Origin of the sequence: Pseudophaeobacter arcticus DSM 23566 (assembly GCF_000473205.1) — a bacterium.
Classification (GTDB): domain Bacteria; phylum Pseudomonadota; class Alphaproteobacteria; order Rhodobacterales; family Rhodobacteraceae; genus Pseudophaeobacter; species Pseudophaeobacter arcticus.
The window spans coordinates 2,759,873-2,778,966 of sequence record NZ_KI421507.1 but is presented as its reverse complement, the minus strand read 5'-3'; the positions used below and the strand labels follow the sequence as shown (position 1 = coordinate 2,778,966).

Below are 19,094 nucleotides of genomic sequence, written 5' to 3'. Positions count from 1 at the left end.
AAAAAGTCAATCCGTGGTTTTTGCTTTCGCGACACGGGCCCAAACAGGAGACCTGCCAAGTGCCTCAAATGCCTGATCACAAAGAGCTCCCCGGCAATACAGACGGAAGGCTCGCGCGTGGAGAAGCAACCAAAGACCGCGTTCTGGATGCTGCAGAGCGCTGCTTTGCCGCTCACGGGTTTGCCGCTGTCACGATTCGACAGATCGCCCGCGAGGCCGAGGTGACATTGGGCGTTGTCAGCTTTCATGGCGGATCGAAAGAACTTCTGTTTGGCACCGTTCTTGCCCGCCGCACCGCCACACTGAATGCATTGCGCACCGACGCGCTCGACGCCCTGCAAGCTCGGGGGGGGATTACCATCAGGGACTTGGTCGACGCCTATCTGACCCCCTATCTTGAGATCGCATCGCGCGGAGACCCGCAGTGGCGCGCCTATGCGCAACTGATCGCGCGGATTGTGTCCGACGATCAGTATTATATGCAGGTGCGTGATCTCTATGATCCGGTCGCACGGGATTACATCGCGGAAATCAGGCGCATCCACCCAGGTGCTTCGGCCAAGGCAGTTGCAACTGTTTTGACGCTGACGGTTGCGTCGATGCTGTCGATTGTTGCCAGTCGCGTCAGAATTGCAGGACTGTCAGGCGAACCCGCCAGCGAAAGTGCGCTCGATTACCGTTCTACTCTCGTGGACTTTTGCACCGGTGGCATCGAACAGGCGCTGGCCGGGCACTGACGCGAGGGCGATTTTCTTTCGGGCAGGAGTAAAGGGCGACAATAGGCGTTCCGGCCGAACGCTCTCGTCTAACGCAACAACTGCCGCTCAGACGATTGCTTACGGTGTGGCGATTGCGGCAGTTGCGGGGTGACGCCGAGGGAGGTTTCTACATGATGATCTACGGCGTGCAGACTTGCGCGCTTTGTCAGAAGTCCCGCAGAGCATTAGAGGCGGAAGGACAGGATTTCTCGTTCCGCGATGTTCGGGCGGAGCCGTTGAACGACGCAGGGCTATCGGTCCTGATAGAAGGTTCGGGGATCGGCTCGTGGACGGCACATCGAATGACTACCGAGCGCTCAATGACTGGCTGAAGAATTCGGAGGCAGAAGCGCAGGTCGCTGCCCAACCCAAGATAATGGCACCTCCGATCATCCGTGACGGGGATCGATTTTACTTGGGATGGGATGGAACCGATCGGAAAGCTTTGTTTGCGGACACCTGATGCCCCGAACTGAGCGAGTACAGAGAATAACCGAATAACCCCATCGCACAGCGGCAAAACTTGTCCATTTAAAACAGCAGGTCAGGGCCGTTCGCTTCGATCGACGCCTTCGGTTGGAAGGACGAAGCCGCTCGCGCGGCAATGGCGCTTGTGGCTGGCGTATTGAACCGACCCTGACGGCGCGCATTTTGTAATCTGGCTGACCTGTTTGACGATTGGGGTTTCTCAATCTGATGACAGGAGGATCTCATGAAAGAGGAGAAGATGAGCCCGCTGCGTGACTACTGGCGGGACGCGCGACCTGAGGGCCCGGCTGTTTCCGGGCAAACCCAAAATCATGGCATTGTCACCGCGCCAGTTGAACCGGGCGTTTACCTCGGCCAAGCATATGGCCGGGATCAATAAACCAGCCACCCTGCACAGCTTGCGCGACACCTTGCACCACACCTTTCGCCACAGCTTCGCCACGCACCTGCTCGAGGCCGGAACGGATGTCCGGGTTATCCAGGTTCTTCTGGGCCATTCCAAGCTTAGCACAACGGCGCGCTACGCGCATGTCGCGACCAAAACCATTCGCGGCACTGTCAGCCCGTATGAGATGTTGGAGAAGCTGCAGGATCACACCGTCAGGCGAGGGTTGGAGTAACGGCCCCGGCGGTTGCCGCGCCCAAGGCTGGAGATCGCAGATATCTTTCGGAACTATGGCCCCGCGTGGCGGCGGGCCAATGCCGGTCATGTCCGTCTCGGCCAACTCAAGGTGATGTCGGCGATTGAAGCCTGCCGAACCGAAGCTCTCGGCGGGCATGTGGCGGGATGCGCCAAATACGGCCACCATCACATCGCCTATAACTCTTGCAAGAACCGGCATTGTCCCAAGTGCCAGGGCGCCGCCGCGCGGGATTGGATGGCGGCGCGCGCCGAAGATTTGCTGCCGGTCGAGTACTTCCACGTCGTCTTCACGATGCCCGCAGAAATCGCTCGCATCGCCTACTGGAACCAGAAGGCGGTCTACGGTCTGTTGTTCCGCGCATCAGCGCAAACCGTGACGACCATCGCCGCCGACCGCAAGCGCCTCGGCGCAAAGGCAGGCATAACCAGCGTCCTGCACACCTGGGGATCCGGGCTCACGCATCACCCTCACATCCACATGATCGCCCCCGGTGGCGGTCTGTCACCTGATGGCAAACGTTGGGTCGCCTGCCGACCGGGGTTCTTTCTGCATGTGCGGGTGCTGGCACGACTGTTCCGCCGCCTGTTCCCGGAAGGGGGGATGGAGTTGCAGCGAGCGGGCCAGCTCACCTTCTTTGGCGATCTTGGGTACTTGGGGCAGACGGATGCCTTCGCGACGTGGCTTGCTCCGTTCCGCAATACTGACTGGGTGGTCTATGCCAACCCCCCGTTCGGCGGGCCCGAGGCAGTTCTGGCCTATCTCAGCCGCTATACCCACCGGGTCGCAATCTCTAACCGCCGACTGATTGGTGCGGATGCCAATACTGTGGCTTTCCGCTGGAAGGACTACCGTATCAAATCCGGTGATCGCCAAAAGGTCATGCGATTGGCAACGTCCGAGTTCATTCGCCATTTCCTGATCCATGTTCTGCCCGAGGGGTTCCACCGCATCCGGCACTATGGCTTCTTGGCCAGCGCAAAACGCAAAACAAACATCTCGAAGATCCAGGTTTTGCTTGATGTTAAACGCCCTGTTGTCACCAACGAACCAGAGCCGGGACCCGAGACAAACCCTCTCACTCTTCGTGAGCCATGCCCATGCTGCGGTGGCCAAATGCGCATTGTCGAGATCTTCCGGCGAGGCCAGAAGCCAATGTCGCGCGCGCCACCACGGGAGCAGGCCGCATGATCAGATGCTTGATCACATACTTCGATATGCTCCGGTCGTCTTTGGCCGATCGGCCAAAACCGCTTGCGGCCATCGGCCAGAATGACGGTTCGAATTGCAGTATCAGCGCTCAATCGGCAAAATGCATGCGACTACGATGGCGGAAAATGACTGCAAAAAGCCCATCAAACACAGTCGACCGACCGCCCGCGGCAATGTCAGTCTCGCCCGCCTGCGCTCTTTCCCCATAGGCCGCAACCAGCCCCGCGGCTTCCTCCTTCCGAGGTTTGCCAACGCGGGCCGAACGCAGCTCTGACGGCAAAGTTGCACCCCGGCCAGCATCGAAAAACCTTCAGGATTGCGGGCATTCGCTGCACCTGCGAGTGTTCCTTTACAGACTGGTAAAAGCGGCCATTCAAGTCCTCACAGACCAGCGCCAAATGCTGCGCAACACATCAAGGTCGGTTGTGCGCAGGTTGTGGCCTTTGCAAAGTCGGTGCGTCAGCGCAGCGAACTCAGCCTGCATTCGCTGCGTTGCCGCACGAGAAGCGGTAATTGGTGAGATTTTCGGGAAGATTTGTAGTGGAGGGAAGCTATGCTGACAATTCCGAAACCAACATCTTGCTTGAATGGAGAAACGACAAAGGCTGGCCTTAATGCTGTTTCGCCCAAAATCATTCCCAAGGCAGCCTCTTCCTATAAAGGAGGCTGCAGAGTTTTGTTTAGCCGCAGAACACTTTGATAACGGTTGAGTTCGGATCCGTGACCGACTCCATCGCTGTTCCGCTGTGCACGAAATTCAAGCGGTTGGGATTGTTGGTCGCAACGCGCTCGGTACTTCCGTAGTGGCGCGAGTCGCCCGGAATGTTGAGGCCCAGTGTGTTTTTAGAAGGCTGGCCGACGATGTATTGGTATTGGGCCGCTCCGCAGGCGTCAGATGTTGCAGACGAAACGGTGGTTACCGATGGCGCGGTTTCGGCAGAAGAAACTGTCGTTCCGATTGGTAGGCCTGTGACGGGGTGTAGGTCCTGAGGTCCGGAGCGTATTGACACATCGTTTGATCCGCAGCTCGCCAAGATCACACCAGATAGCAGAGCAAAAGACAATTTCTTCATTTTGGGTCCTTTGAAAATATATGCTATACCTTAAGCAGAGATGATTTTGGGGGGCAATCTGAAAAGGTTCGTCAGTACGAGAAGGTTGACCGATATTTCCCAAGTAACGTTGTGTTTTGAGGAGCCTGCGCGCTTTCGTGGATGTTTTCGACTATGACGGCGGTGTCGGCTGCAAGATCATCGATCTCTGGTGGGGCCACAAGCCGGGGGCCACAAGCAGGGGGGGGCACAAGCGCATTTTTCGCGCTTTTCTTGGATTTTGGCTCATTTGGGCAGCGTCAAGACGCAACTATCAAACCGCATTTGTCCCGACTTCGTTGTGATGGCCGTCATGCAGGCCTCGGCGTGTGGCTTGAGGGCGCGGATATCCTGCGCATAGAGACCACTGGCTGCAGCATTGGCGATCCAACCCTTGGGTGGTTCGATGTCCGCTTTTGGGAAACTGACCCGCAAACCTCGCAGCTGCGGCATGGATGGCTTGGCACTCCCTGTCGATGATCGCTGTGGGCAGGAAGCGATCATGCGCAGCTTGGATGGATCGGCACAACCCTCGCTGAACACCTGCAACAACAGCTACCTGCGCGGGTGGGAGCGACTGTGAACTAGTGACGATCAATGACCGGGAGGTAGCCAGAGGGCGCCGCCCAACACAGGAGATTGCCATGAAACTCCACTACCAATCTGGCGCCTGCCCGATGGCCAGCCATATCGCCCTACATGAAACCGGCCACCGGTTTGAAATCGAAGCCATTGATATGAGGCCGCATCCATGGCCGAGCTCAGCGCTGCAATGGGGCTGAATCCGCCCAGCATCTACGCGGCTTTCGGCAACAAGCAGGCGCTATTCGAACGCTGCGCCGGCCATTATGCACAGAGTGTTGCGGCCTATGCGCCGCGCGCGATCGACGAGGAAGCAACCGCTGCCAAAGCACTGCATCGCTATCTGTCTGAGGCCGTCGAAGCGTTTTCTGCCGAAGAGCGGCCCAAAGGCTGTCTGCTTGTCAGCGCGGCAACCAATTGCGGCAAAGGCGGCCGGGGCGCGCAGGATCTGCTCGCCGGATACAGGCAGGCCAGCGAAGCAATGATCGCCGGTCGGATCCGGCGCGGAATTGAGGATGGAGACATGCCCTCGGCCACAGATCCGGACCTGTTGGCGAAATACGTTTCTGTACTGATTCAAGGGCTGGCCGCACAGGCCCGCGATGGGGCGACAGCAGATGATTTACACGGTGTGGTGGAACTGGCGCTCGGCTGCGTTGACGTTTCGCTTTAGCGACTCCGGCGATCAACTGCTGGCCTTGCTCCGCAACCAGTCGAAAGAGACTATGAATCCTGGCGCTGCATCGAAGTGCGGGCAAAGTTCCACATTTACGCTGGCATTCATCGTGCCGCACTCTACTGCAGCTTCATCCCGTGACCGTGACATGATCCATAATATTACCTCTCCGGGGGGTGCCTATGCCCCCTGAAACCAGCCGGCCCCAGCCAAGGATCAAACTATCGAAGCTCCGCGACATTGGCTGGAGCCTATGGCATCCAATCGGGCTCTTGCCTGTGGACGGATCTTTTCCCGGTAGATGGACAGATGAGGCGAACCGATGGTTTTCAGATGATTACGATAACTCTCTGATTTCTGCGGCCTCTCAGCCTCGTAGAGGGGGGGCGAGCGTTTAGGTGGTCGACTAACTTGTCCAGATCGAATTCGATCACATGGGTCCAGGAATAAGCCCGATAACCCAGGCGCAGGCAGAATCTGTCGTGGCCGACATTGTGGCGGATGAAGCGATCTGGACGTGGCCAGGCAAGCAAGGAAGATTCGAATAAACAAATCGATTGCTTTGTCCCGCCTAGCAAACTGTGGCTTTCGTTCCGCTGTTTGTCTGCACTTCAATCTTTCGATGCATAGGCGGACGAAACGGACATTGATCATACAGAACTCAAGCACTGCTGTGGCAGACGTGACAGCGCAGCGAGCCGCGTGGAAAGCCGTCAACCGAAGGTCTGTTGCCAGTCGTAGAGTTGTCCGAGGATATCACCAAGCGCGGATCCTTTGCGCGTCAGGGCGTAACCGACACGTTGACGCGCGTCACCTTTGGGGGTGCGCGCAACCAGCCCGCTCTCTTCAAACTCTTTCAACTGGGCCCGCAGCACCTTTCGGCTGACGCCATCCATCTCCCGCTGAAGCTCAAGAAAGTGCCGCTCTCCTGCGGTGAGGCAATGAAGGATTTTTGCCCCATGCTTTCCGCCCAAAACGCGCAAAGTATCTGCCACCGGACATTGCCCGGTCACCGGGTCAGCCCAGGGGCGGGTCGTCGCAATTGCGTCTTTCATCTCTGATCTCCGGTTACAAAAAGGTGCCCAATTTCGCGGCGGTGCGATTCGAGGCAGTGTTGCTGGACCTTAGCAACAGCGGAACGCGCTCATGACCAAGATCCAAATTGAGACTATCCCAATTCTGCCTTTCGGGATGCTTAATTCTTTCCTCATCGTACATGGAGACGATGCCATTCTTGTGGATACGGGGCTACCCAAGTCCGAAGCAAAGATATTCAAGACGTTGAAGAAACTTGGCCTGAGTTGGTCCAATGTAAAATTGATTGTTCTGACGCATGCGCATATCGATCATGCCGGATCTGCCGTCGCGATAAAGGCTTTGACCTCTGCTCCTATTTGGGCCCATGCACGTGAAGTTCCATACTGTTCTGGTCAGCCCCCCAAGCTCGCAGCAACGGGTCCGTTTGGGTGGACATTCCAAAAGACCGGGGCGATCGAAAGACCGTTTCCCTATTTCAAACCGGATGAGATCATGACGGCTGGGGAGATAGGCCTGGAGGATCGCGGGTTTCCACTGAAAATCATCCACACTCCTGGCCACACGCCGGGATCGGTTTCGGTTCTGTTGGAAAATGACCGCGTTATTGCGGGAGATTTGGCAGCCTCTGGCGTGCTGCTCGGTGGTATCGCATTGCGAAACAAGCCCAAGCGCCCCCCTTTTGAAGAAGATCGCTTGGCGGTGGCAACCTCACTGGAGCTCTTGTTGCAGCGAGGGTGCAAGACCTTCTACCTTGGCCACGGAGGGCCTTTGAATGCTGATCGGATCGAAAAACACGTGTCAACTCTGAGACGCGTTCAAGCGTGAATTATGCGACCCCACGTGCCAAGCTGGTCTCCATAGCAGATACCAGCTTGAATCACGCCAACAGAGCGTTGTGAATCCCTTTCGTCAACACGGCCTAGTTGAAGTTGGGACTGATATTGAACAGCGGTTCTCGGATTTTGGATTTGGGTGAGAAAATGACTTTTGGCGCATTGGTCAGCCCAGGGGCTCAAAACGCGACGATCGCCAATGCCTACCTGTTTCATCAATTGCGTGGGCGGCTGTGATCTTAAGGTAGCAAAGATCATCATGATGCGACCCCACCGCTGGCCCGACTTCAGTTTTGGTGAATGGCTCGCACGCGCTTTCCGAACGCATGCATCGCAATAAGGCAGCCGTCGCCCTTGCCAATACACTGGTGCGCATGGGCTGGAGCATACTGAGACACAAGACCGCGTTCGACGTGCAAAGAGACGAGGTTGCAATCGGCGTCTAACAACACGAAAGCAATCCAAAGGAGTTCGCGATTGATAGAAAGCATGGACCGGAAAAATTACGCCTCCAGAATCTGACGGCCCATTAGGTCATGATCGACCTGTCCGCTAATGAGATCACGGCGCGTACGTAACCCCAACAAGGCCACGACCCGCGTGCCGATCAACAGGCCGGATACATATGAGCGACTTCCGAGAACATGCCAGAAAATCACTTGCGAACAGCAGCCGGTACATACCTCTGGGCCGACCAGGCTCGTACATAGCGTTTTTTTGGCCAAGTGGACTGGCGTGCTATACTGTTACAAGTGGGCCAATCGGCTATTTTTCTGGGAGGATAACATGAAGCATTTGATAATCGCTGCTACAGCAGGACTTCTGATTGCCGGGACTGCGTCCGCTGACTCTCACCGGCGCCCGGCGCCCGAAGGTGCCAGCGCGTACATTGTTTCGCCGGCGGATGGATCAACGGTGTCAAATCCGGTTACTATCGTTTTTGGATTGGAGGGTATGGGCGTCGCCCCGGCCGGAACAGACGCGGACAACACCGGTCACCATCATCTTCTGATCGACGCCGACCCAAGTACGCTGGACATGGATTCCGGACTGCCCGCAACCGACCAGATCGTCCATTTCGGGGGGGGCCAGACACAGGTGACCAAAGAACTGCCTGCAGGCACGCATACGCTGCAACTGTTGCTTGGCGATTGGAGCCACGTTCCACACAACCCGCCTGTGATGAGCGAGGTTATTACAATCACGGTGAACTAAACCGGATTCGCCACAGCAGCCTACAGCTCAGAGGATGAAGCGGAGTAGTCCGCTTCATCCTGCACGCGACCAGTTGGCGTTGGGCTTGAGTTCGCATCCGCAGCAAACGGCGGCAATGCGGGCTGCAACTGCAGCATCTCGCCCCGTCGGTCAACGGCAGCAAAGAGCCGGGAGCGCAGCGCGGGTCCGGCTCACCTGGGCGAGGAGCCTGCCGTGCTGTCGCATGACCGGTTCGAGCCCGGAGTTACCGATGCTGCAAGATGCATGAAGGGCTGCTTGCCTAAATTGGTTGTACGGAACGGTCTGGCGCCGTTCCGTGACGATGGTTAAAATCCTTCGATTACGATCTTCCCCTTGGCTTGACCCGTTTCGACCAGCCTGTGCGCTTCACGCATGTTGGCGGCATTGATCGGGGACAGAACCTCGGAGAGGGTTGTCTTGATGCTTCCCGCATCAATTTGACCGGCCACGTAGGATAGAAGGTGATGCTGCTCGATCATGTCCGGTGTATGGTGCATTGAGCGGGCAAACATGAACTCCCAATGAAAGCTCGCGGCCTTGGTCTTCATTCCACCCATTGGCATGGGCAGATCGGTGTCGTCGATACTGACAATGCCGCCTTGCGGGCGGATCAATTCAACCGCCGTGTTCCAGTGCCGCATGTCGTTGAATATCGCGATATGATCGACGTGCTTGATGCCAATTGCTTGCACCTGCGCAACCATATCTTTGCGGTGGTTGACGACGTGATCCGCGCCAAGCGATTTCACCCAATCCGAAGTTTCGGAACGGGATGCGGTGGCGATCACTGTTAACCCGGCCTGTTTGGCAAGCTGGATACCAATGGAGCCGACACCACCACCCGCACCTATGATAAGTAGTGATTGTCCGGCATCCGCCCCGTCGCGGTCTATGCCCAGACGATCAAAGAACGCCTCGTAAGCTGTGATTGTCGTCAGAGGGAGCGCGGCGGCTTCGGCATGCGACAGGGACGCAGGCTTACGGCCGACGATCCGCTCATCGACAAGATGAAACTCCGCATTGGTGCCCGAGCGGGTGATGTCGCCCGCATAATACACCTCATCTCCCGGCTTGAAGAGAGTCACATCCGAACCGACGGCTTCGACCACGCCGGACGCATCATAGCCGATGATGCGTGGTGTCTCTTCCACCTTTTCTTTGGGTGCGCGCACCTTTGTGTCCACCGGATTGATGGCAACTGCCTTGATGTTCACCAGAATATCTCGGCCTTCGGGCTGTGGTTTTTCAACGTTGAGATCGAGAAACGCACTCTCGTCCTCAATGGGCAGGTAGTGTGTAAATCCGACAGCTTTCATAGGTCTTCTCCTTGTTTGGTAAATTCGACGGTGACGAAGACAAGTTCCGTCTCGCCGGTGTTGATCAGGTCGTGGACAAAGGCATTGTCGGGTGACAGGTCAGGGAAATGCTGCGTCTGGCCGTTGGTGTAGGTCATATCGACCACGCGACCGTCATCCGAGCGGGATCGCGCCGTGCCATCGGTCAGCACTGTCCAGAAATAGGGGTGGTCGTGACGATGGGGAGGATGGGTTTCGCCCGGCGGCACCCGGAGGTGCCAGATGCGCATTCCGTCTGCTTCAGCGACAAGCGCAGTGCCGATCCGATGATTCGCCCGGCCTTCGGTGATCTCGAGATTTGTGAGCGGGGCGGTCATGCTGAAACCCCATAGGTGGTGTAACCCTGCGCATCGCCGCCGAAGAGCGTGTCGCTATCAAAGGGAGACAGCGGCAGGTTTTCAGCCAAGCGGTCTGGCAAATCTGGGTTGGCGATGAACGGGCGTCCAAAGGCCACAGCATCGACATAGCCGCTGCCGATAACAGCGTCGGCCATGTCCGGCGTGTAACCACCTGCGACGATGATCGACCCTGAATAGGCTTTGCGTAACTCTTTGCGGAACCATTCCGGCGTCTCCGGCGCATCGTCCCAATCGGCTTCGGCCAGGTGGATGTAGGCCAATCCGATCTGGTCCAGCTTTTTTGCCAGGGTCAGGATGGTCTGCGGCGCATCTGGATCATCCATCCCGCGCTGCGTGATAAAGGGAGAGAAACGAATGCCCGTCCGGTCTGCACCCATCTGCGATGTAACTGCTTCGGCAACAGCCACCGCAAAACGGATGCGGTTTTCCACTGAACCACCATAGGCGTCCGCGCGATGGTTGGATGTGCTGCGCAGGAACTCGTCGATGAGGTATCCATTGGCTGCGTGAATCTCGACACTATCGAAACCGGCGGCCTTGGCGTTGCGGGCCGCGAGGCGGTAGTCCTCGACAACGCGGGCGATCTCATCTGTTTCAAGCGCGCGCGGAACAGGGCATTCAACCATGCCGCCTTCGCCGGTCTCGGGATCCACTATCCAGACGGTCGCATCCGGGGCAATGGCAGATGGTGCAACAGGCTTGCCATCTGCGTGGAACATCGGATGGCTCATTCGTCCGACATGCCAGAGTTGCAATACGATGCGCCCGCCTTTGGCATGAACTGCGTCGGTCACATGTTTCCATCCGGTAATCTGTGCCTCGGAATGGATGCCCGGCGTGAAGGAGTACCCCTTGCCTTCCGGTGTGATTTGCGTGGCTTCCGTGATGATCATGCCAGCGCTGGCGCGTTGTGCGTAGTACTCTGCTATCATGGCGTTCGGCACATCGCCTGGTTGGGTCGACCGTGAGCGGGTCATCGGGGCCATAATCACCCTGTTGGGCAGATTGATCGCGCCGATGGATACGGGGTTGAAGAGTGTCATGTTAGGGTCCTTTCACTCTCAGGCGTTGGTGGGGGCGGGCGCGGGTTTTCGCTCCTGCCAGATGATGAAGACGAGGCCGATTGCAGGCACGATGATCGCAGCGAAGGGGATGTAGGCTGCCCCCAGTGTGCTATCGACAACCGCGCCACCGATGATGCCGCCCAGGGCGTTGGCGATATTGAAGGCCGAGATATTGGCCGTCGCGGCAAGCTCAGGCGCTTCACCGCCATGCTTCATAACGCGCATCTGCATCGGCGGGACGTTGGCGAAAGAGACGACGCCAAAGACGAAGGCCGCAGCAACGAACAGGTAGGGTTGCGAGGCCACCAGACCGACCACGATCAGGGAGGCGATCATTGCGGCAGGCCAGCCGATCAGGGACGCGCTGAGGTTCTTGTCGGCAGTCTTACCACCCAGCGTGTTGCCCAGAACCAGACCCAGCCCGATGATGACCAGAATCCATGTCAGGGACGACCGTTCAAAGCCTGCAACCTGCTCTGCGATTGGCGCGATGTAGCCGTAGAAGGTCATGAAGCCGACCCAGCCAAGCGTTGTGATGACCAAACTGGCCAGCAGTTGCGAATTGCGGAACGCGCCGATTTGCGAGCGGATGGATTTCGGCTCTTCAGCACCTTGCGGCGGGACAGCGACTGCAATAGCTGCGGCAGCAATTGCACCAAGTATGGCGACGACGATGAAGGTCGTGTTCCAGCCGAACATATTGCCGATCCACGCGCCACCGGGAACACCCAGTACATTGGCCAGCGTTAGGCCTGCGAACATCTGGCCGACCGCCTGGCCTTCCATGTCCTTTGCAACCAGCCGCGTCGCAACAACGGCTCCGATGCCGTAGAATGGCCCCTGTGTCAGACCAGCCATGACCCGGCTGATCATCAGTGTCATGTAATCTGTCGCAAAGGCTGTGATCAGGTTCGAGACGACGAAGAGCGCCATCAGACCGATCAGTACAACGCGCTTGCGATAGCGTGCCAGCCAGAGTGTCAGGATCGGCCCACCAATGACGATAGCCATCGCGTAGGCAGTGATGAGGTGGCCCGCCTGACCTTCAGAGACATTCAGGCTTTCGGCCACTTGGGTCAGAATCCCGGCAATGACAAATTCTGCCGTGCCGATGGCGAATGCTGCGAGCGTCAATATCCAGACTTGCAGTGGCATTTTCGATTTGAGGGACATGATTTGGGCCTCCTTCAGTTGATCAATGCGCCACCGTCGATGTCGATGACGGCACCGGTGACGAAGGGGTTGTCGATTGCGAAGAGGTAGCCAGCGGCCAGATCATGGGCACAGCCGACCTTGCCCGCAGGCAGCGATTTCGCTGCGTTATTGAGCATCGCCAATCGCGCCTCGATCGTCATACCGGCATAGGCTTCGGTATCGGTCAGGCCGGGGCTGACGACATTGACGCGGATCGGGGCCAGCTCTTTGGCCAGAATTTTGGCCACGGCCTCAAGGGCCGTATTAATTGCAGTTTTGACGTAGGTGCCGGGCACCGTGCGCCGGGCGAGGAACCCGGAGGTCAGCGTGATTGTTCCGCCGGGTTTGATGTGGCGCGCCGCTGCTTTGGCAACCGCGACCGCACCCCAGAACTTTGTGTCAAAGGCTTGCTTCGCAGTATCAAACGACACGTCGGTGACCGCACCGCCCGGTGCTGATGACCCTGCGGTGAAAACGACATGATCGACCGGACCTTGCGCATCGAAGTAATCTGCAATCGCAGCTTCATCTTTCACATCAAGGCCAGTGGACCGGCTTGCCACTTCAATAGTTCCGTCGCGGTTTGCAAGCGCAGTTGCAACGGCTTTGCCGATCCCGGATGTACCCCCGATCACAATGGTTTTGGTTTCCTTGGTAAAAGTCATTGGAGTGTCTCCTCTCGCTGAGGCATCGGGTCATGGAAAACAGCTTCGATGAGCGGACCGGAAGGTGTGCGGAAAAACAGTCTCCGCTCATCCAGCTCTTCCAGGTCCATCGTTGAATAGCGGATATCCAGAGCTTCGAGCTTGGCGCGAAAGCCTTTGTAGTCATCAAGGTGGATGCCCACATGATCGTAGGCTTCGGCGGCGGTATCCGTGCCGTAGCCTCGCGCGCCGATCAGATGGATGATTGGCTTGTCACCAGCATAGAGCCAGTGACCCGGAATACGGTGGATCGCCTCGGGCCTTGCGCGCTCTTGCAACTCATCAAAGACCTTAAGCAAGAATGCCCGTGTCCCAGGCAAATCGCGTGTACGGATGGTGATGTGGTCGAGATGCATGGTGATCTCCTTTCGTTGACCTCAACTACCGCCTATCCTTGGGGCAAATAATTGCCTAAATTCCCAATTGATAATTCGGAATGATCGAATAATGAGGCATCCATGCTGATTGAAAATCTCAAGCTGTTCCTGCTGATAGTGGAAAAAGGCGGGCTTGCGGCTGCGGGTCGTGAGGTTGGATTGTCGCCCGCAACGGTCACAGAGCGGCTCGCTGCACTCGAAGCTCATTACGGAGCGCGCCTGCTGACAAGAACGACACGCTCGATCAGTTTGACAGACGAGGGCCGCGAGCTGGTCACAGGCGCGCGGCGCATATTGGCAGAGACGGAGGAAACAGAGGCAAGGATCAGGCTGGGTGTCGAAAAGATCTCGGGAACGATCCACATAAGTGCCCCCAGCGATCTGGGACGCAATCAGATCGCGCCGTTGCTGGACAGGTTCATCGAAGAGAACCCTGAAATCGCGATAGACCTGACACTCAGCGATGGTTATGTCGATTTGGCGGGGCTCGGTATCGATCTTGCGCTGCGCTTTGGCGAATTGTCCGACAGCACGATGAAGTCGCGCAAGCTCGGGACAAACCGTCGGATCGTCTGCGCAGCACCCGACTATCTGAAGCGCAACGGAACACCCATGCATCCCGATGATCTGGGTCACCACAACTGCCTGATCATGCGCTTTGGAGCCAATACTGATCAGGACTGGTCTTTTGCAATCGACGGGCAGATGAAAACGCAGCGGGTCTTTGGGAACCGTATTGCCAATGATGGGGGGCTCATTCGGTGGTGGTGTTTGTCTGGTGACGGAATTGCACGTAAATCCGAATGGGACATCCGTGCCGATCTGGCAACTGGTGATCTTGTCGAGGTTCTGGAGGCGTTTGCATCAGAACCGAGCGCGCTTAACATGGTTTATCCAGCAGGAGCGGTCCAGCCACGGCGCGTAAGAGCGCTGATGGAGTTTTTAGTGGCACGGTTGGAATAGCGTAGTGGCGAAACCGGACACTCACGCCTAGCGACTCAACGGTAGTTTTCGTCCGCGGTGCGGACCTTGTCGTGCCAGATAATGCTGCATGATGCCGCCGATGGCCGGTTCGGGGTAGCCGCCGGGAAAATGATAACCCATGGGACAAGCCGTGAAGCACAAAATTCAATATCCCGGCGCAACTCCTTACCAGGACCGGCATGGCAAGAAACCGATTGCTCAACTTGAACGCCGCCACGTCCAGGCGATGCTTGCGGAAAAAGCGGAAACCCCTGCCGCAGCGAATAACCTTCGCAAGCGACTGATCCAGCTATTGGATCACGCTATCAGTTTGGATTGGCGTGGGGACAATCCCGTTCGGGCGACTAAGCCCTATCGTAACACCGGGACTGGTTTCCATTCTTGGGAAGAAAAAGAGATCGCGCAGTTTTTGCGATCCACAAACCCGGCACATTGGCCCACCGAGCAGTTACCTTGATGCTCTACACTGGTGCGGCCCGCGTGGATGCCGTGCAACTTGGTCCTGAAAACTTGCGGGGTGACCGAATTGAATATCGCCGCCAGAAAACATCCCGTTCGGGTGGTATCAAGGTAAACATCCCCCTTCACGCCGATCTGGCAGAAGTCTTGGATGCATTGCCGGAGGCCGGGTCCTTTCTGGCAACAAGCAATGGCAAAACACGCTCTGCGGCTGGATTGGGCAATGCGATGCGGGACTGGTGCAATGAAGCAGGCCTGCCCAAATGCAGCTCACATGGCTTGCGTAAAGCCTGTGCCCGCAGATTGGCAGAGGCCCAAGCCACCACGCATGAAATCGCATCTGTAACCGGCTACAAAACACTGGCTTTGGTGCAGCTCTATACCGAAGCAGCCGGTTGCGAAGAATTGGCAAATTTTGCAATGGAAAAGCTGATTGCCCGCCCAAACGGAAATAAAAACGTGACGAACCGAGCAGGAAAGTTCGCCAAGAGCGCTGATAAGTATGTGAAAGGACAGGAATAATGGAAGAAAATGGCGAGCCGTGGAGGACTCGAACCCCCGACCTGAGAATTAGAAGTTCCCTGCTCTAATCCAGCTGAGCTAACGGCCCGCACTTCTCTTGGCTGTATCAGTCAATTCCCCTGCCTTGTCAACTTGGTAGAGAAGCGGCATGCCGACCTGGAAAAGAACTTACTTTCAGACGCTTTCCTGCAGCAGCGGTGGCATGGCTCTGCTCTGGGAGCCATTGTATCAGACCTATCAGATTGAGTTTTGCCTTCAGACTGCTGCATAGCCTTCAACCAATGGGGACTGCTCAGGGCGGCCACTAATTTGGCCGCATTGTCGCGACCAGTTCCGCGACCTTTAGGCCAAATTTGCGCATTTCTGACTTGTTCATGATCGCGCCATCTGCCGTAAGATACATCCAGTCTGTGGCCTGCAAGATGTGCCCGCCTGACTCTGCGGGAAGAGTGATCTCATAGCTCAAGCGAAGGGTCGATCCGGACACAACGCCCTGCGCTTCTCCCACCAGGTCATCAGCCGTGCCCGTAAAGGTATTGTCTGGGCCGAGGGTCAGATACCACTTCCGGTTTTGAGTTGTGCCATTTGAATATCTGAATTCCTCGGTCAATGTGCCGGTGTTGCCGTCCCAGCTGCCAACCATCCTGGCAACAAAGCTGTTGGTCATTTTTCCAGTTGGTCCAAAGATCAGCCCTTCCGAAAGTATCTCGCCAGACAGATGCGTCGTGATATCAAATTGCGGCCCGGTTTCAGCGTAATCCCGGGGGGATTGAAACCGGAAACTAAACAGGTAGGTTTTGGCAATCATGGCCACAAGAAGGATCACAAGACAGGCGACAAGCAGTTTCATACCGAAGGGCTTTCACGGGGCAGGCTGAGCGCGTAGCAAACGCTGCGGTTTTCACAAGACAAGGAAGGATGGTGGCCTAAGCGGCGCCAAACAAAAGCAGATGCCAGGTACGAGGCTAGGCATGGGTCAGTTCGACCTGCACGACATTTGTGTGCCCAATCGCAAAGGATGCCGCGCAGATTTCAAGGTAGTACTGCCAGTTGCGGAAAAATCCTTCGTCGTGCCCCTGTTCTTTGATTTTGCGTTTCTGCGCGACCAGACGCTGGGCCCAGATCCGGCAGGTTTTGCCGTAGTCCTGACCAAAGGCAAAACTGTTTTTCACCTGCAGGCCAGCCGCCTTGGCCTGGGCTGCGATAATCTGGTCTGACAGCAGCATGCCGCCAGGGAAAACATACTGGCGAATGTAGTCGGAGGAGGTGCGGTAAGTCTCAAAAAACGAATCCGGGACAGTTATGGCCTGCAACATGACGCGGCCACCTGCCGACAGGTTTTGTTTCAGAGCCGCAAAATAGCTGGGCCAGTATTTTTCACCTACAGCTTCGATCATCTCGATAGAGACGATATTGTCGAATTTCCCCTGCACATCGCGGTAGTCCCGCAGCTGAATGTCCGCGCGGCCATCAAGACGGCAATTGGCATAGCTGTGCTGATTGCGTGAAATGGTGACACCTGTCACCGCGCGCCCTTCGGCGCTGGCCTGTTCGGCAAACCCGCCCCAACCACAGCCGATTTCCAGCACCCGCTCACCGTCGTTGAGATGGGACAAAACCCGTTCGTTTTTGCGCGATTGTGCCTGGGAAAGATCATCGCCAGTTGTGCCAAAAATACCTGAGGAATAGGTCATGCCTTCGTCGAGCCACAGTTGGTAGAACTCGTTACCAACATCGTAGTGGGCACGGATATTCTTGCGTGAGCCCCGTTTGGAATTGGCGCGTAACACGCGATCAACAAATTGGAACTTTACGCGGTTAAAGAGGCTGGCCTGTTCATAACTGCCCAGGTGTTCGCGGTTCAGCATGGCAAGCGAGGTCAGACCCTCAATTGAGGGCGTGTCCCAAAGCCCCTGAACATAGGCCTCGCCCAATCCGACCTGTCCATGGGCCGCCATTGCCGAAACCGCTGCCCAATCGCGGATATGCATTTCGGCCTCTGGTCCGTGATCACCAAACTGATAGCGTTCTCCATCAGGTGTGCGCAGTGTCAGCCGCCCTTCACGCAGTTGCGCGCAGGTTTCCAGGAATTGCGATTTCATCGTTTTGTGGGTCAATGTCATGCTGAGTTCCTTTGTTAAGCAGTGGAGCGGGCGAATTCATCATACGAACGATGCGCATGGCGCTGGCGATGCCATCTTCGTGAAAGCCGTGGCGGTTGTATGCGCCAACGAACCAGCTGTTGTTCTGGCCCTGCAGGGTGCGCAGGTCGCGTTGCGCCTGCAGGGCAGCCTGGTCAAAGACAGGATGCGCAAACGCAACTTTATCGTAAATCTTTTCCGCAGCAATGGGACGGGTTGGATTCAAGGTCACAAACAGCGGATCGCTTTCGGGAATATTTTGCAAGCGGTTCATCCAGTAGGTCACACCAACACCCCCATCTTGGCTGCGATAAGCCCAGCTGGACCAGCAGCTGCGCCGTTTGGGCATTTGCCCATGGTCACAATGTAGAACAGCGGTATTAGATTGGTAGCGGATCGCGCCCAGGGCGGCTCTTTCAGCAGCTGTGGCAGTCTGACCAAGGATATTCAGGGCCTGATCCGAATGGCAGGCAAAGACCACCTCATCAAAGCGCTGGCTGTCCTGGCCGGGTGTCTTTAGGGTTACGCCACGTGCATCCCGCGTGACCTGCTCGGCTGGTGTCTTCACGTGAATTGTGCAGCCGCGTGCCAACAGGGCCGCCTCAAGTCGGCGCACATATTCGATGCTGCCGCCTTTGACCGTCCACCACTGGTGTTGACCGGCCCCGGCCAACAGGGCGTGGTTGCGGAAAAATTCGACCAGGGATTTTGCCGGAAAGGCATCCACATCGGTCACCGGAGTGGACCAGATCGCGCCACACATGGGCATGAGGTAGTGATCCCGGAACCAGCGCCCCAGCCCTAGTTCATCGACCAGCTCACCGATGGTTTTGCTGTCATCGGTCGCTGCCGCTTCGGCCTCTTTGCCAAACCGCAGGATATCCAAAACCATCTTGTAAAACTGTGGCCGGATCAGGTTTTGTTTTTGTGCCGTGATCGCTGCAAAGCTGTTGAGCCCATATTCGATGCTGCCATCGTCAATACTGGCGCAAAAGCTCATTTCGCTTTTGATCACCGGCACGTCGAGCTCGCGAAAGAGACGGGTCAGATAGGGGTATGTGGCGTAGTTGAAGACGATAAACCCCGTATCGACCGGTTGATCGCCATTTTTTCCGGCCAGAACCGTGCGCGCATGCCCTCCCAAACGCGGCGCCGCCTCATATAGGGTCACGTCATGCCTTGCAGACAGGTAGTAGGCTGCAGACAGTCCGGAAATGCCACCTCCGATGATCGCGATCTTGCGGCGCGGGCCTTGGGTTTGATCCAGCATGCGGTCCTCATGTGTGGTTAGGATGTGCAAGCAGTACGCGGGGGCCGTACAAGCGGATCACTATTGATGACGGAAATTGGCGGTGGAGTGATCCAGAGCCAGGTCTTTT

Annotated in this window: 21 protein-coding genes, 1 tRNA gene and 1 pseudogene; 11 read left to right on the top strand and 12 right to left on the bottom strand. The window is 56.9% G+C overall.

What is annotated here, in order from left to right:
- The first annotated feature begins 68 nt into the window (after nt 1-68).
- The 3 genes and pseudogenes from ARCT_RS0117700 (at nt 69) to ARCT_RS0117685 (ending at nt 3,079) form a co-directional block, all read left to right on the top strand.
- Nucleotides 69-737: a TetR/AcrR family transcriptional regulator gene (locus tag ARCT_RS0117700; protein ID WP_027241260.1), complete on the top strand. Its 669-nt coding sequence runs from the start codon at nt 69-71 to the stop codon at nt 735-737.
- A gap of 757 nt (nt 738-1,494) precedes the next feature.
- A pseudogene (locus ARCT_RS0117690) lies at nt 1,495-1,867 on the top strand (tyrosine-type recombinase/integrase); the annotation flags it as partial.
- 12 nt (nt 1,868-1,879) lie between these two features.
- The gene (locus tag ARCT_RS0117685; RefSeq protein WP_027241258.1) at nt 1,880-3,079 is read left to right on the top strand and encodes an IS91 family transposase; all 1,200 of its coding nucleotides are present in this window, start codon (nt 1,880-1,882) and stop codon (nt 3,077-3,079) included.
- Between the two features lie 701 nt (nt 3,080-3,780).
- Here ARCT_RS0117685 and ARCT_RS28095 read toward each other — a convergent pair.
- The gene (locus ARCT_RS28095) at nt 3,781-4,173 is read right to left on the bottom strand and encodes a hypothetical protein (protein WP_154665392.1); all 393 of its coding nucleotides are present in this window, start codon (nt 4,171-4,173) and stop codon (nt 3,781-3,783) included.
- Between the two features lie 424 nt (nt 4,174-4,597).
- On the opposite strand from ARCT_RS28095, the gene ARCT_RS28280 reads away from it, so the two are divergent.
- The 3 genes from ARCT_RS28280 (at nt 4,598) to ARCT_RS26440 (ending at nt 5,446) form a co-directional block, all read left to right on the top strand.
- Nucleotides 4,598-4,774: a hypothetical protein gene (locus ARCT_RS28280; RefSeq protein WP_161631334.1), complete on the top strand. Its 177-nt coding sequence runs from the start codon at nt 4,598-4,600 to the stop codon at nt 4,772-4,774.
- 61 nt (nt 4,775-4,835) lie between these two features.
- The gene (locus ARCT_RS28090; protein WP_240476332.1) at nt 4,836-4,973 is read left to right on the top strand and encodes a thioredoxin domain-containing protein; all 138 of its coding nucleotides are present in this window, start codon (nt 4,836-4,838) and stop codon (nt 4,971-4,973) included.
- Nucleotides 4,943-5,446, top strand: a complete 504-nt coding sequence (locus ARCT_RS26440; RefSeq protein WP_084300896.1) for a TetR/AcrR family transcriptional regulator — start codon at nt 4,943-4,945, stop codon at nt 5,444-5,446. The genes ARCT_RS28090 and ARCT_RS26440 overlap by 31 nt, the downstream gene beginning before the upstream one ends.
- Before the next feature lie 716 nt (nt 5,447-6,162).
- Here ARCT_RS26440 and ARCT_RS0117660 read toward each other — a convergent pair.
- Complete coding sequence (locus ARCT_RS0117660; RefSeq protein WP_051360856.1) at nt 6,163-6,504, bottom strand: winged helix-turn-helix transcriptional regulator; 342 nt, start codon at nt 6,502-6,504, stop codon at nt 6,163-6,165.
- A 91-nt stretch (nt 6,505-6,595) separates the two neighbouring features.
- Between ARCT_RS0117660 and ARCT_RS0117655 the strand changes: the two genes are divergently transcribed.
- Both ARCT_RS0117655 and ARCT_RS0117640 read left to right on the top strand, forming a co-directional pair.
- Nucleotides 6,596-7,312: an MBL fold metallo-hydrolase gene (locus ARCT_RS0117655; protein ID WP_027241254.1), complete on the top strand. Its 717-nt coding sequence runs from the start codon at nt 6,596-6,598 to the stop codon at nt 7,310-7,312.
- Nucleotides 7,313-8,106: 794 nt separating this feature from the next.
- Nucleotides 8,107-8,535 carry a DUF4399 domain-containing protein gene (locus ARCT_RS0117640; RefSeq protein ID WP_027241252.1) on the top strand — a complete coding sequence of 143 codons (429 nt, stop codon included), beginning with the start codon at nt 8,107-8,109 and terminating at the stop codon, nt 8,533-8,535.
- Between the two features lie 326 nt (nt 8,536-8,861).
- Here the strand turns inward: ARCT_RS0117640 and ARCT_RS0117635 are convergent, their stop codons facing one another.
- From ARCT_RS0117635 to ARCT_RS0117610, 6 genes are read right to left on the bottom strand one after another with little or no spacing between them, the layout of a single operon-like run.
- Nucleotides 8,862-9,872 carry a zinc-binding alcohol dehydrogenase family protein gene (locus tag ARCT_RS0117635; protein WP_027241251.1) on the bottom strand — a complete coding sequence of 337 codons (1,011 nt, stop codon included), beginning with the start codon at nt 9,870-9,872 and terminating at the stop codon, nt 8,862-8,864.
- Nucleotides 9,869-10,228, bottom strand: a complete 360-nt coding sequence (locus ARCT_RS0117630; protein ID WP_027241250.1) for a cupin domain-containing protein — start codon at nt 10,226-10,228, stop codon at nt 9,869-9,871. Before ARCT_RS0117630 ends, ARCT_RS0117635 begins: the two co-directional genes overlap by 4 nt.
- The gene (locus ARCT_RS0117625; protein WP_027241249.1) at nt 10,225-11,313 is read right to left on the bottom strand and encodes an alkene reductase; all 1,089 of its coding nucleotides are present in this window, start codon (nt 11,311-11,313) and stop codon (nt 10,225-10,227) included. The genes ARCT_RS0117630 and ARCT_RS0117625 overlap by 4 nt, the downstream gene beginning before the upstream one ends.
- An 18-nt stretch (nt 11,314-11,331) precedes the next feature.
- Entirely contained in the window at nt 11,332-12,507 is a 1,176-nt protein-coding gene (locus tag ARCT_RS0117620; protein WP_027241248.1) for an MFS transporter, read from the bottom strand.
- A gap of 14 nt (nt 12,508-12,521) precedes the next feature.
- Nucleotides 12,522-13,193, bottom strand: coding sequence for an SDR family oxidoreductase (locus ARCT_RS0117615; protein ID WP_027241247.1), 672 nt, complete (start codon nt 13,191-13,193; stop codon nt 12,522-12,524).
- Entirely contained in the window at nt 13,190-13,588 is a 399-nt protein-coding gene (locus tag ARCT_RS0117610; RefSeq protein WP_027241246.1) for a VOC family protein, read from the bottom strand. Before ARCT_RS0117610 ends, ARCT_RS0117615 begins: the two co-directional genes overlap by 4 nt.
- 102 nt (nt 13,589-13,690) lie before the next feature.
- On the opposite strand from ARCT_RS0117610, the gene ARCT_RS0117605 reads away from it, so the two are divergent.
- The 3 genes from ARCT_RS0117605 to ARCT_RS27240 all read left to right on the top strand — a co-directional run bounded on the left by ARCT_RS0117605 (nt 13,691) and on the right by ARCT_RS27240 (nt 15,574).
- On the top strand, nt 13,691-14,572 hold the full coding sequence (locus tag ARCT_RS0117605) for a LysR family transcriptional regulator (RefSeq protein WP_027241245.1): 882 nt from the start codon (nt 13,691-13,693) through the stop codon (nt 14,570-14,572).
- A gap of 139 nt (nt 14,573-14,711) precedes the next feature.
- Nucleotides 14,712-15,050 (top strand): hypothetical protein, encoded by a 339-nt coding sequence (locus tag ARCT_RS27245; protein ID WP_051360854.1) that lies wholly within the window; start codon nt 14,712-14,714, stop codon nt 15,048-15,050.
- Nucleotides 15,050-15,574 (top strand): tyrosine-type recombinase/integrase, encoded by a 525-nt coding sequence (locus ARCT_RS27240; RefSeq protein ID WP_051360852.1) that lies wholly within the window; start codon nt 15,050-15,052, stop codon nt 15,572-15,574. Before ARCT_RS27245 ends, ARCT_RS27240 begins: the two co-directional genes overlap by 1 nt.
- Before the next feature lie 10 nt (nt 15,575-15,584).
- Here the strand turns inward: ARCT_RS27240 and ARCT_RS0117595 are convergent.
- The 4 genes from ARCT_RS0117595 to ARCT_RS0117580 form a co-directional block, all read right to left on the bottom strand.
- Nucleotides 15,585-15,662: transfer RNA gene (locus ARCT_RS0117595), tRNA-Arg, on the bottom strand.
- Between the two features lie 216 nt (nt 15,663-15,878).
- Nucleotides 15,879-16,424 carry a DUF3833 domain-containing protein gene (locus ARCT_RS0117590; protein WP_027241244.1) on the bottom strand — a complete coding sequence of 182 codons (546 nt, stop codon included), beginning with the start codon at nt 16,422-16,424 and terminating at the stop codon, nt 15,879-15,881.
- A gap of 115 nt (nt 16,425-16,539) precedes the next feature.
- Nucleotides 16,540-17,697 carry an SAM-dependent methyltransferase gene (locus ARCT_RS0117585; protein WP_027241243.1) on the bottom strand — a complete coding sequence of 386 codons (1,158 nt, stop codon included), beginning with the start codon at nt 17,695-17,697 and terminating at the stop codon, nt 16,540-16,542.
- Nucleotides 17,636-18,985 carry an NAD(P)/FAD-dependent oxidoreductase gene (locus tag ARCT_RS0117580; protein ID WP_027241242.1) on the bottom strand — a complete coding sequence of 450 codons (1,350 nt, stop codon included), beginning with the start codon at nt 18,983-18,985 and terminating at the stop codon, nt 17,636-17,638. The genes ARCT_RS0117585 and ARCT_RS0117580 overlap by 62 nt, the downstream gene beginning before the upstream one ends.
- Nucleotides 18,986-19,094: the final 109 nt, after the last annotated feature.